The 12,655-nt window shown below is 72.1% G+C and carries 7 protein-coding genes and 1 pseudogene; 1 reads left to right on the top strand and 7 read right to left on the bottom strand.

Features of this window, described 5'->3' with window-relative positions; translation table 11 throughout:
• The first annotated feature begins 9 nt into the window (after nucleotides 1-9).
• Nucleotides 10-645 (top strand): cholesterol catabolism transcriptional regulator KstR, encoded by a 636-nt coding sequence (kstR, locus tag FB470_RS20665; RefSeq protein WP_306993899.1) that lies wholly within the window; start codon nucleotides 10-12, stop codon nucleotides 643-645.
• 202 nt (nucleotides 646-847) lie between these two features.
• Here the strand turns inward: kstR and FB470_RS20660 are convergent, their stop codons facing one another.
• From FB470_RS20660 to FB470_RS20630, 7 genes and pseudogenes are all read right to left on the bottom strand, one after another.
• Nucleotides 848-1,657 (bottom strand): LLM class F420-dependent oxidoreductase, encoded by an 810-nt coding sequence (locus tag FB470_RS20660; RefSeq protein ID WP_306993898.1) that lies wholly within the window; start codon nucleotides 1,655-1,657, stop codon nucleotides 848-850.
• Nucleotides 1,654-2,484 (bottom strand): LLM class F420-dependent oxidoreductase, encoded by an 831-nt coding sequence (locus FB470_RS20655; protein ID WP_306993897.1) that lies wholly within the window; start codon nucleotides 2,482-2,484, stop codon nucleotides 1,654-1,656. The genes FB470_RS20660 and FB470_RS20655 overlap by 4 nt, the downstream gene beginning before the upstream one ends.
• A 98-nt stretch (nucleotides 2,485-2,582) precedes the next feature.
• On the bottom strand, nucleotides 2,583-5,819 hold the full coding sequence (gene icmF, locus FB470_RS20650; protein ID WP_306993895.1) for a fused isobutyryl-CoA mutase/GTPase IcmF: 3,237 nt from the start codon (nucleotides 5,817-5,819) through the stop codon (nucleotides 2,583-2,585).
• Nucleotides 5,820-5,988: 169 nt separating this feature from the next.
• Nucleotides 5,989-6,553: pseudogene (locus FB470_RS20645) on the bottom strand (GTP-binding protein).
• Nucleotides 6,554-6,581: 28 nt separating this feature from the next.
• Nucleotides 6,582-7,307: a DUF742 domain-containing protein gene (locus tag FB470_RS20640; RefSeq protein ID WP_306993893.1), complete on the bottom strand. Its 726-nt coding sequence runs from the start codon at nucleotides 7,305-7,307 to the stop codon at nucleotides 6,582-6,584.
• 7 nt (nucleotides 7,308-7,314) lie between these two features.
• Nucleotides 7,315-7,755 carry a roadblock/LC7 domain-containing protein gene (locus FB470_RS20635; protein ID WP_306993891.1) on the bottom strand — a complete coding sequence of 147 codons (441 nt, stop codon included), beginning with the start codon at nucleotides 7,753-7,755 and terminating at the stop codon, nucleotides 7,315-7,317.
• Nucleotides 7,752-11,849, bottom strand: coding sequence for a sensor histidine kinase (locus FB470_RS20630; RefSeq protein ID WP_306999397.1), 4,098 nt, complete (start codon nucleotides 11,847-11,849; stop codon nucleotides 7,752-7,754). The genes FB470_RS20635 and FB470_RS20630 overlap by 4 nt, the downstream gene beginning before the upstream one ends.
• Between the last annotated feature and the right edge of the window lie 806 nt (nucleotides 11,850-12,655).

Here is a 12,655-nt window from a genome sequence, read left to right as displayed (position 1 = left end):
CAGGTGCCGATGGCCGGGAAAGCGAAGACGTCCACCCAACCCAAGACCGGGATGAGCGCGCTGTCCAGCGACGAGCTCGGGTCCGCCGCCCAGCGGGACCGGCGCAGGCGCATCATCGACGCGACCCTGGCGCTGGCCGCCAAGGGCGGGTACGACGCCGTGCAGATGCGGGCCGTGGCCGAGAAGGCCGACGTGGCGCTGGGCACCCTCTACCGGTACTTCCCGTCCAAGATCCACCTCCTGGTGTCCGGTCTGGCCCGCGAGTTCGAGCGCGCCCACGAGAAGCTGCAGCGCTCGAGCATCCCCGGCGACACGCCCAGCGAGCGGCTCATCTTCGTGCTCAGCCGCAACACGCGGATGATGCAGCGCGACCCGCACCTGACCGAGGCGATGGTGCGCGCGTTCATGTTCGCCGACACCACCGCCGCCGCCGAGGTCGAGCAGGTCGGGCGGCTGCTGGAGAGCATGTTCGCCCGCGCGATGGGCATCGAGGAGCCGACCGAGCACGACCGCGCGGTGTTCCACCTCATCGCCGACGTGTGGATGGCGAACCTGGTCGCGTGGGTCACGCGCCGGGCGTCGGCCGCCGACGTCGCCAACCGGCTGGAGCTGTCGGTGCACCTGCTGCTGGACAACACGCGCTGAGATCGTTTCGTCGCCAGCCGTGACGCCCCGTCGGGTCGGCCGCCGGGCCGTGCTCCCCGCAGCGGTGTTCGGCGCGGTCGCCATGCGCGTCCTGACCACCGAGCACCAGCACGTCGGCACTGCTCCGGCGACCCGGGCGGCCGGCGCGGCGCCGGCGGGAGGCCGGTTCCGCACCGCCCACAGTGGACCCTCCGCGTCCGGCTCAGGCGAAGCGCGGGGCCAGCGCCGCCAGCGCGTCCAGGCGGCGCAACGTGTCGCCCTCCGACGAGGCCGGCAACCCGAGCGTCACCCGCTCCGCACCCGCCTCCGCGTAGGCGTCCAGCAGCGCCGGGTCCGGCGGCGCCGACGTGGCCGTCACCGGGACCGAACCGGCCTGCGTGACCTGGGCCCGCGCCGCATCCGGGTCGCGCAGGGCGTTGGGCAGCCAGCCGGCCTCCAGGCGCTTCGCCCGCTCCAGCGCCGGCGCGCTGTTGCCGCCGATGTAGACCGGCACCGGGCGGGCCGGCTTGGGCCACTGGAAGACCGGGTCGAAGTCGACGTGCGCGCCGTGGAACTCGGCCTCGTCCCGCGTCCAGATCGTCCGCAGCGCCTGGATCTGCTCGTCCAGCAGAGCACCGCGGGTGCGGGGATCGGTGCCGTGGTTGCGCATTTCCTCCCGGTTCCAGCCGACGCCGACGCCGAACAGGAACCGGCCACCGGAGAGCAGGTCCAGGCTCGCGACCGACTTCGCGGTGTGCAGGACGTCCCGCTGGATCAGCAGCGCGATGCCGGTGCCCAGCTTCACCGTCGAGGTCGCCGCCGCGGCCGCCGTCAGCGCGACGAACGGGTCGAGCGCGCGGTAGTAGGCTCGCGCCATGTCGCCGCCGGGCGGGTACGGCGTCTGGCGGTTGACCGGGATGTGCGAGTGCTCGGCGAGGAACAACGCGTCGAACCCGCGCTCCTCGACCGCCTTGGCCAGCACATCGGGGCGCGCGCTCTCGTCCGTGACGAACGTGGAGATGCCCAGTTTCACCGGTAGCCCTCCGCGAGTGCGGCGAGTTCGTCCAGCTTGGCCAGGGTCTCCGACTCGGGCCGGGTGCCCAGCATGAACGTCACGCGCTCGACACCGGCCTCGGCGTACCCGGCGAGGGCCTCTTCGCTGCGCCCGGCGCCGAACACGGTGAACGGCACGTCGGTGCGGCCCTGCTCGGCCAGCCACGCCCGGACGCGCTGGATCTCCGCCGCCGGCGTGTGCGACCGCGGCATCCAGCCGTCGGCGTGCTTGGCCAACCGGTTGAGCGCGGCCTCGCTCTCGCCGCCGACGTAGATCGGCGGGTGCGGGCGCTGCACCGGTTTGGGCCACTGCCAGATCGGGTCGAAGTCGACGTGCTTGCCGTGGAACTCGGCCTCGTCCTGCGTCCAGATCGCCTTGAGCGCCTGGATCTGCTCGTCGATCAGGGCGCCGCGGGTGCGCGGGTCGGTGCCGTGGTTGCGCATCTCCTCGCGGTTCCACCCGACGCCGACGCCGAAGGCCACGCGCCCGCCGGAGAGCAGGTCGAGGCTCGCGACCTCCTTGGCCGTGTGGATGACGTCCCGCTGGACCAGCAGGGCGACACCGGTGAACAGCAGCAGGTCGGTCGTCTCGGCCGCGACCGCGGTGAGGGCGACGAACGGGTCGAGGGTGCGGTAGTAGACGCGCGGCAGGTCACCGCCGCCGGGATAGGGGCTCTCCCGGCTGACCGGGATGTGCGAGTGCTCGGCCAGCAGCAGCGAGTCGAAGCCGCGTTCCTCCAGCGCACGGCCCAGCGCGCCGGGGCGGATGCCTTCGTCGGTGATGAACGTCGAGATCCCGAACTCCATGTATCCCGGTAACCCGCCGACCGGGGCGCGCTATTCCCGGCCCGGTCGGCGGGTCACCGGTGGCGGGCCGCCGCGACCCGCCACCGTGCGCACGGCTTCTAGATGTTGCGCCGGTACTGGCCGCCGACTTCGAAGAACGCGTCGGTGATCTGCCCGAGCGAGCAGACCCGCGCGGCGTCCATCAGCACGCCGAACAGGTTCTCGCCGCGGGTGGCGGCCTCGCGGAGCGCCCGGAGCGCCTCCTGGGCCTCCCGGCTGTGCCGCTGCTGGAAGTCGGCCAGCCGCGTCAGCTGCGACTGCTTCTCCTCCTCCGTGGCGCGCGCCAGTTCGACCTCGACCTCGTCCTCCTCGGGGTGCGGGTTGCGGAATGTGTTCACCCCGACGATCGGCAGCGTGCCCTCGTGCTTGAGCCGCTCGTACAGCATCGACTCGTCCTGGATCTTGCCGCGCTGGTAGCCGGTCTCCATCGCGCCCAGCACACCGCCGCGCTCGGCCATCCGGTCGAACTCGGCCAGCACGGCCTCCTCGACCAGGTCGGTCAGCTCGTCGATGATGAACGAACCCTGCAACGGGTTCTCGTTCTTCGACAGGCCCCACTCCTTGTTGATGATCATCTGGATGGCCATCGCGCGCCGCACCGAGCTCTCCGTCGGCGTGGTGATCGCCTCGTCGTAGGCGTTGGTGTGCAACGAGTTCGCGTTGTCGTAGAGCGCGCACAGCGCCTGCAGCGTGGTGCGGATGTCGTTGAAGCTCATCTCCTGCGCGTGCAGCGACCGGCCCGACGTCTGCACGTGGTACTTGAGCTTCTGCGACCGCTCGTTGGCGCCGTAGCGCTCCTTCATCGCCACCGCCCAGATGCGGCGCGCGACCCGGCCCAGCACCGAGTACTCGGCGTCCATGCCGTTGGAGAAGAAGAACGACAGGTTGGGCGCGAAGTCGTCGACCTTCATGCCGCGCGCCAGGTACGACTCGACGTAGGTGAACCCGTTGGCCAGCGTGAACGCCAGCTGCGAGATCGGGTTCGCCCCCGCCTCGGCGATGTGGTAGCCCGAGATCGACACCGAGTAGAAGTTGCGCACCCCGTGCTCGATGAACCACTCCTGGATGTCGGCCATCATCCGCAGCGAGAACTCGGTGGAGAAGATGCAGGTGTTCTGGCCCTGGTCCTCCTTGAGGATGTCGGCCTGCACCGTGCCGCGCACCTGGTGCAGCGTCCACTCGCGCAGCTCCGCGGCCTCCTCGGGCGTCGGCTCCCGCCCGTGCTCGGCGCGGAAGGCGTCCATCCGCTGGTCGATCGCGGTGTTGAGGAAGAACGCGAGGATCGTCGGCGCCGGGCCGTTGATCGTCATCGAGACCGAGGTGTTCGGCGCCGTCAGGTCGAACCCGTCGTAGAGCGCCTTCATGTCCTCCAGCGTCGCGATCGACACACCCGAGGTGCCGATCTTGCCGTAGATGTCCGGCCGCGTGTCCGGGTCGTGCCCGTAGAGGGTCACCGAGTCGAACGCCGTCGACAGCCGCTTGGCCTCGGAGTCGGCGGACAGGTACTTGAACCGGCGGTTGGTGCGGAACGCGTCGCCCTCCCCGGCGAACATGCGGGCCGGGTCCTCGCCCTCGCGCTTGAACGGAAAAACGCCCGCGGTGTAGGGGAAGTAGCCGGGCAGGTGCTCGCGGCGCAGGAACGACAGCAGCTCGCCGCGGTCGGTGTAGCGCGGCAGCGCCACGCGCGGGATCCGGTTGCCGGACAGGGTTTCGCGCCACAGCTGGGTGCGCAGTTCCTTGTCCCGGATGCGGACGACCAGCTCCTCCTGCCGGTAGGACTCGGACAGCTCGCCCCAGCGCTCCAGCAGACCGGCCACCGAGGAGTCCACTTCGGACTCCGCCTTCGCCAGCAGCGCCTCGATCGGCCCGGTGTCCGCGCCTTCGGCGGCGAGGGCGTCCTTCGCGGCGGTCAGCTGGTCGACCTTGCGCACGGCGGCGACCTGCTCGCGCGTCTTCTCGTGGTAGCCGCGGACGGTGGCGGCGATGTCGGCCAGGTACCGCTCGCGCGACGCCGGGATGACGACCGTCGCGCCCGTCGAGACCTTGGTCTCCACCTTCGGCAGCTGCCCCGCCGACACCGACAGGCCCCGCTCGGCCAGCTCGTCGCGCAGGAACTGGTACAGCGCCGTCACGCCGTCGTCGTTGAACCGCGCGGCGCTGGTGCCGAACACCGGCATGTCCTCCGGCGAGGCACCGAACTGCTCGCGGTTGCGCACCAGCTGGCGCGCGACGTCGCGGCGCGCGTCCTCGGCGCCGCGGCGCTCGAACTTGTTGATCGCCACCGCATCGGCGAAGTCGAGCATGTCGATCTTCTCCAGCTGCGACGCGGCGCCGAACTCCGGCGTCATCACGTACAGCGAGTAGTCGACGTGGTCCACGATCCCGGCGTCGCCCTGCCCGATGCCCGGCGTCTCGACGATCACCAGGTCGTAGCCCGCGGCCTTGCACGCCAGCACGGCCTCGTCCAGGCCCTCGGGCACCTCGCCCGCGGCCTGACGAGTGGCCATCGACCGGAAGTAGACCTGCGAGCCGTCCAGCCCGTTCATCCGGATCCGGTCGCCCAGCAGCGCGCCACCGCCGCGGCGGCGGGTCGGGTCGACCGCCAGCACCGCGATGCGCAGCTTGTCCTCCTGGTCCAGCCGGAACCGCCGGAGCAGCTCGTCGGTCAGCGACGACTTGCCCGAACCACCGGTGCCGGTGATGCCCAGGACCGGGACCGTGCGCGCCTTGGCCGCCTCCGTGACGCGCGCGAGCCGGTCCGCCGGGACGCTGCCGGCCTGCAGCTGGGTGATGAACCGCGCCAGCGCCCGGACGTCCCCGGCGAGCAGGTCGTCGTCCGACCCGGCCGGCACCTCGGCCAGGTCGTAGTCGCACTCGGAGATCATCAGGTTGATCATCCCGGGCAGGCCCAGCTGGAGGCCGTCGTCCGGGGAGAAGATGCGCGCGACGCCACGCGAGTGCAGCAGCTCGATCTCCTCGCGCACGATGACGCCGCCCCCGCCGCCGTACACCTTGATGTGCCCGGCGCCGCGCTCGTTCAGCAGCTCCACCAGGTAGCTGAAGTACTCGACGTGGCCGCCCTGGTAGGCGCTGATCGCGACGCCGTGGGCGTCCTCGCTGATCGCGGCCGTCACGACCTCGTCCACCGACCGGTTGTGCCCGAGGTGGATGACCTCCGCACCCTGCGACTGCAGGATGCGCCGCATGATGTTGATCGAAGCGTCGTGCCCGTCGAACAGACTCGAGGCGGTGACGAACCGCACGGGGTGCACGGGCCGGTGCAGTGAGGCGTTCATACCTCAAAAATACTTGGGCTTCCTACTATCGCAAACCCAAGTATGACCGCCGCGACACCCGCCGGGGCACGGTAACGATTCAGAACGCGAGCGAGCAGCACGAAGGAAGCGTCGACCGAACGTGAACCGGGCCCCCCGCCCGGCACTTCCTCCGAACTACCGCGGAGCGTCAGCGCGCGGTCGCGGACCGCATCGCGATCCACTGCCGCATCGCGTACTCGACCAGTGTGATCAGCGTCTGCTTGGTCGACTCGCGGTCACGCGCGTCGCAGCGCACGATCGGGATGCTCTCGTCGATCGCCAGCGCCTCGCGCACGTCGCTCAGCTCGTGGTGCAGCTGCCCCGTCGAACGTGTTCACGCCGATGATGTAGGGCAGCCTGCGGTCCTCGAAGAAGTCGATCGGCGCGAACGAGTCCGCCAGCCGCCGCGTGTCCGCGAGCACCACCGCGCCGATCGCGCCCCGCACCAGGTCGTCCCACATGAACCAGAACCGCTGCTGACCCGGCGTACCGAACAGGTACAGGATCAGATCGGTGTCCAGGGACACGCGACCGAAGTCCATGGCCACGGTCGTGGTGGCCTTGTTGGGTGTCTGGTCGAGGTTGTCGATGCCGCGGCTCGCGTCGGTCATCATCGCCTCGGTGGTGAGCGGCACGATCTCCGAGACCGAGCCGACGAAGGTGGTCTTGCCGGCACCGAAACCACCGGCGACCACGATCTTCGCCGAGGTCATGGTCTGCGGCGCGGTCTGCCGCGGTGCCTTAAAGCCGACGGAGTCCACTCAACACCCTTTCCATCAACATGAGATGCGCCTCGGCGTCGTCGTTGGTCGACACCGTGCGGTGCACGGTGACCAGACCAGCATCGGCGGCGTCGCTGATGAGGACTCTGGCCACGCCGATCGGGACCCGCAGCAGCGCTGCGATCTCCGCGACCGACCGCGGTGTCCGACATTCTTCCATGATCGAGCGGTGCTCGAACTGCACCGTCAGCGCACCGGCGTCGAGCCGGGCGAGGACGGCGTCCTGGACGGAGACCAGCGTCTCCAGTTCCAGTGCGACCCGGGCCTTGGTGCGGCCGCCGGTGAGCGCGTACGGGCGCACCACGGCGGTCTCCTCGGCAGGGTGGATCTCGGGCTCCTCGCGCCGGAACGGCGGCGCCGGGTCCGCGGCCTGGGCGGGCTGGACGGGCTCGAAGAACCCGGTGCCCGGCGAGGAGTCGAACGGGCCCGCCGGCGGCGCCGGGTACTCCGGCTGCGGGGCGGGTGCCGGCGCCGGTGACGGCGGCGGCTGTGGCGCCGGCGGCGCCTGCTCGGCCTGCGGAACCTCGGGGGCCTCGGCCGGGGCCGGTTCGGGCCGCGGTTCGCGCGACTTCTTGCGCTTGCGACGGCCACGCCCGGAGTCCAGGCTGAAGCTGTTCATCACGTCGGCGAACGTCGGTTCCGGTTCGCCGCCGCCCGGGGAGCCACTCTCGGATCCCGTGGTCATGTCGGCATCATCCCACCGGCTCGCCGATCAGGGCGCCACCGGCACCCTGCAGCTGAGCCCGCAGTTCGGGGGTGAGGATCTGGCCCACCCGGTCGACCAGCATGGTCATCTCGTAGGCGACCTGGCCGATGTCGCAGTTCGGGGCGGCCAGGACGGCCAGGCACGAGCCGTCGCTGATGGACATCAGGATCATGATCCCGAGTTCCATCTCCACGACGGTCTCGTTCACCGCACCGGCCTCGAAGCACCGCGCCGCGCCCTGGGTCAGGCTGACGAGGCCGGACGCCACCGCGGCGAGCTGGTCGGCGCGATCGAGCGGCAACCGGTTCGAAGCGGTCAGCAGCAGGCCGTCGGCCGAAACGACCACCGCGTGCGCCACGCCAGGCACACGCTCGGCGAAATCATTGACCAGCCATCCGAACTGGTTCTGTGGCTGCGGCGTGGTCATTCACCCTCCATGGTTCCTTGATCGGGGTCGGCGGACTGAGCGGTCCGGTGCCTCCCACGCTGAACACCTTGCTGGAAACTGCTCAGCCTGCCACGCACATCCTGCGGGTCACGGCGTGTCCTGGGCGCCGGTGTGGCGGCACCCCCCGGGGACAGGGCGCTGCCGGGCAGCAGCTGCTCACCGCGGCGCCGCTTGGGCAGCCCCGCGGCGGTGAAGCTGGACGGCGCGGACGACGACACCGACTGGACGGCCGCCCAGCTCTCGTCCGTCGCGAAGGACCAGGCACCGTCGCCACCCGCGGCCGGGCCGCCCGGCCGCTGCGGCCGGCCCGCGGGATCGGTCTGCCGCTGGGCGGTGGGGTCCGGCTGCTGGGGGTCAGTGGGGTCTTGCTGCGAGCCGGTGCGGTCCCCCCGCTGGGGCAGTGGCTCGCCCTCGGCCGGCTGGTGGCGGGGCGACGGGGCGCCCGCGTCCGGCCGCGACTGGTCCGTGCCCACCGGCTGGAAGAGCCCGGTGCCGGTCTGCTCGGCGGCGAACAAGCCCGCGCCCGCCGCAGGCCGCGGCTGGCGCTGCGGCAGGCCCTCGGCCGGGCGTGGCTGGCGCCGGGGCAAGCCGGTGTCCGGCTGCCCGCCGGGCACCGACGGCCCCTCGGCCGGGCGCGGCTGCCGCTGGGGCAGGCCGGCGTCCGGCTGCCGCTGGGGCAGCGCCGGGTCCGACTCGGTGGTGGGCTGCCGCTGCGGCAGCGCCGCGTCCGGCTGGGTAGCCGACTGCCGCGCGGGCTGGGCCGCATCCGGCTGGGCCGCGGCGGGGGGCTGGCTGCTGTCCTCCTTCTCGGAGGTGGGGCGGCCGCTGTCCGCCTCGGGCTTCGGGCGGCGGGGCAGCCCGCTCTCCGCCCCCGCCGGGTCCGCCTTGGGACGGCGGCGCGGGAGGCCGGCGTCGGTCCCCTGGGCTTCGCGCTGCGGCAGGTTCGACTCGGCCTTGGCCTCGCGACGGGGGAGCCCGGCGTCCGTCTCCGCCTTGGGGCGACGCTGCGGCAGGCCGCTGTCCAGCTGCGGGGCCGCCGACGTGGCAGCGCTTTCCGGACCGGGACGCGGCTGCCGGCGCGGCAGGGCACCTTCCGCCGGCGAAGCGCTTTCCGACTCCGGGGCAGGCCGCGGCTGCCGGCGCGGTAGCCCGCCTTCCGCTGGGCGCGAAGCGCTTTCCGAGCCGGCCGACGCGGCACTGCTCGTCGGGGCGGCGCCCTCGGCGTCGCCCTTCTCCGAAGCGGCACCCGCCACCGGCGCGGCACTTCCCGCAGTACCCGGGGCCGAAGCGGCCCCCGCACCCGGGGCAGCGGCATCCGAACCCTCGCCGGCGGCCTTCGCGTGGCGGGCGCGGTTCACCCCGTGCTGGAAGCTGCTCAGGCGGCCCCGCATCTCGGCCGGGTCGCGGGTCGGCAGCTCGCGCTGCGCCGCGGGCGCCGGGGCCTCGCTGCCGGCGCTGCCGGGCAGCAACTGCTCACCCCGGCGGCGCTTCGGCAGGCCGGCGTCGGTGAAGCTCTTCGGCTCCACCTGGGAGGCCGCCTGCACCGCGCGGAAACTCTCGTCCGCCGCGAAGTCCCAGCCGCTGGTGGCCTTGCCGCCGCTCTCCGGCTCCTCCGCCGCCTTGGCGGCCGGCGGGTCGTCGCTGCGGAACCACGCCGACAACGTCTCGTCGAAGATCGGCGTCGTCTCGCGGCGCGACGGCGGCGCGGCCGGCTTCGGCTCGTTGGCGGCCGAGCTCCACCAGTCCGACAGCGGGCTGCTGTTGGCCGTGAACAACGCCTTGCCGCTCGGCAGCTCACCCGGCTCCGGCTCGGCGGGCGCGGGGGCGGGCTCCTCGGCGACCGGCTCCGGGGCCGGCGGCTCGGGAACCGGCTGCCCCTCGTCCGCCGGCAACGGCGTGAACAGCGCCGTACCGGAAATCTCCAGGTCCGACGGCGGCCGCGGCGGCAGCACACCGGAGTGACCGTTCTGCGCCCACGCGGCCGGTGCGCTGGCACCGTCGCCCGCACCCGGCACCTCGCCGAACCCGGCGAGCGCGCCCGGCCGTCCGGCGCCGTTGACCGTGCGCCGCCGCGGCAGTCCGGCGGCCTGCTCCGGCGCGGGAGAAGGCGCGGGAGAAGGCGCGGGCAGGTCCAACACCAGGTCCGGCGGCACGGTGACGGTAGCGCGCACACCCACGATGTCCTTGCCACCGTGCAGGACGACGCCGATGTTGTGACGCCCGGCGAGCCGGCCGACCACGAACAGGCCCATCCGGCGCGACGTCGCGAGGTCGACCGTGCCGGCCTCGGTCAGCCGGACGTTGGCCTCGGCGACCTCGGCCTCGTTCATGCCGATGCCCTTGTCGATGATGTCGATGACCAGCCCGCCCTGGTCGGACGCCCGCGTGGTCACCGTCACCTGCGTCTCGGGCGCGGAGAACGCGGTCGCGTTGTCCAGCAGCTCCGCGACCAGGCGCATCAGGTCGCTCGAGGCGAAACCGACGATCCGCGCGTCCGGCGGGGTCTGGACCACGACCCGCTGGTACTGCTCGATCTCCGACACCGCGGCGCGCAGCACGTCCGAAGTGGAGACCGGCTGGCCGGACCGGCGGCCCGGCTCGGCGCCGGAGAGCACCATCAGGTTTTCGTTGTTGCGCCGCATGCGGGTCGCGAGGTGGTCGAGCTGGAACAGCGTCGCGAGCTGGTCGGCGTCCTCCTCGTCCCGCTCCAGCCGCTCGATCAGCTGCAGCTGCCGCTGCACCAGGCTCTGGCTGCGGCGGGAGAGGTTGATGAACACGCTGCTGTACCCGGTGCGCATGTTGGCCTGCTCGACCGCGAGGCGCAGCGCCTGGCTGTGCACCGCGTCGAACGCCTTGGCCACCTCACCGATCTCGTCCTTGGTGCCGACCGGCACGGGCTGGACGTCGGTGGTCTGCTCGCGGCCCTCCTGGATGTTCTGCACGGCCGCGGGCAGCTGCCGGTCGGCGACGTCCAGCGCGCCGGCTCGCAGCACGCGCAGCGAGTGCAGCAGCTGGCGGGTGATCAGGATGACGACCGCGGCGGTGACGACGAGCGCGGCGAACAGCAGCACCGCGAGCAGGCCGGCGTCGGTGCCCGCGTTGTCGGCGAGGTCGGCCGACGTGGTCGCGAGCTGGTCGCCGAGGCTGTCGCTGACCGTGTTCAGCGCGGTGATCACCGACGCCGACACCGTCGACCACTGCTCGGCCGAGATGCCGCGCAGCGCGCTGGGCACCGACGAGCCCTCCGCGGCGAGCACCCCGTTGACGAGGCGGCTGCGAGTGTTGAAGTCCTGCCCCATGACCGAGCGGTCGAACTGGGCCTCCTGCGCGGAGTCCGCGGCGGCGCGGAAGTCGGTGAGCCGGTCGGCCAGCCGGAGCTCGGCGGTGCGCAGGTCGTTGAGCTGGGTGGGGGTGAGGTTGCCGCGCGAGATGCCGTAGCCGAGCAGCGACTGCGCGGTCGACGCCTCCTCCTTGACGACCACCAGGTCGTGCACGGCGCTCGGGGTACCGCCGATGGCGTCGTCGCCGATGCCCGCGACCAGCGCGGTGTCCAGCCCGATCAGCGAGTCGGTCATCTCGCTGTAGGCGGCCAGCGCCTGGACCGCGTCCAGCCGTCCCTCGGCGACCTGCCTGCGCACCTCGCCGAGCCGGCCGACGGCGGTCGCGGCGGCCTCGCCGGGCGCGCGGATCCCGTCGTCGGCGTCCGCGGCGTGCGCGGTGGCGCTGGTGAGCGGACCGGTCGCGCGGTCGACCAGCTGGCGGGCGGCGTCGAGCTGGGGCGAGCTGCCCACGGTGCCCTGGGTGAGCAGGGCGACGGTCTGGGTGCGCTCCTGCTGCAGCGCGTCGACGAGGGTGCGGACGGTGCCGTTGAGCTCGACGAGCCGGTTCATCCGCTCGTAGTTGCCGGAGCGCTCGACCTGGTTGCCGATGGTGATACCGCCCAGCACCATGGCGACGACGATGGGCACCAGGGAGACGGCGGCGAGCTTGGCCGACAGCCTCCAGTCCCGCCAGCGCGTCAGCGCGGCCCACTTCGACGGCTCCGGCGGTTGCTGACCGAGGAGCTGTCCCACAGGCACCTGGCCCTGTCCTGCAACGGTCACAGAGGTGACTCCCTGTCCGGCGTTTGGTGTTCGCGTCCGTGGCGGGCCGGACCCGTGCCGGAGCACGCGGCGGCACCGCAAGGCACTGACCGCATGGCTCTCCTCATCACGGATGAACTCGTCGCTTCTCGTGCAGCCCCAGCCGACGGTGCTGTCCCGGCCGCCCCGCCGTCCCGCCGGACCGGCCCGGCGCCAGTGCCGTGCATCATGCGGTGTGCACGATGCTTCGCACAACACCGGTTTACGCTCGGTCACAGCGAGTCAGCGTGGCCCAGGAAGCGTACACCAAACGGGCTGACCGGAAGCCCGCCGAACCGGGCGGTGCTGACCTGCGGAAATACCGCTCGTCACCAGGGGTTCACGCAAAACCGCTTGTCAGAGCGGCAGAGCCGGGAGTTTTGGTTACCGCCGGCCCCGTCCACGACGTGGACCTGTCACCCACTTAGCCCACAGTTTCCCGGGACCAGCCCGGAAATTCGTACCGACCGTGCGGACGCGGGGTTGCCCGGCGATCGAAGACCCCCCGATCTTGTGGCTTTCGCTGTGAGGTGGATTCCTGCCCGGTCACCGTTGTCTGCCAGGGATTTTCCACAACCGGCGCGGTGTTACGCGGCGCATCGCTCCTCACCCCTTCCAGGGACGGCACCCCGCGTCACTCACGCGGCGTTACGTGTATCGGCGGAATCCTGCCCTCCTTTCGCTCGATCAGCGTATTAACCCGACCGGGTGGCGGAGCACCGCTTCACTCTGCTGGGGTCCTCCGCTGTCGGAGGCCC

The sequence above is a fragment of the Amycolatopsis thermophila genome, assembly GCF_030814215.1.
Classification (GTDB): domain Bacteria; phylum Actinomycetota; class Actinomycetes; order Mycobacteriales; family Pseudonocardiaceae; genus Amycolatopsis_E; species Amycolatopsis_E thermophila.
The sequence above is the reverse complement of the archived record's forward strand: the minus strand, read 5'-3'. Positions and strand labels throughout refer to the sequence as shown.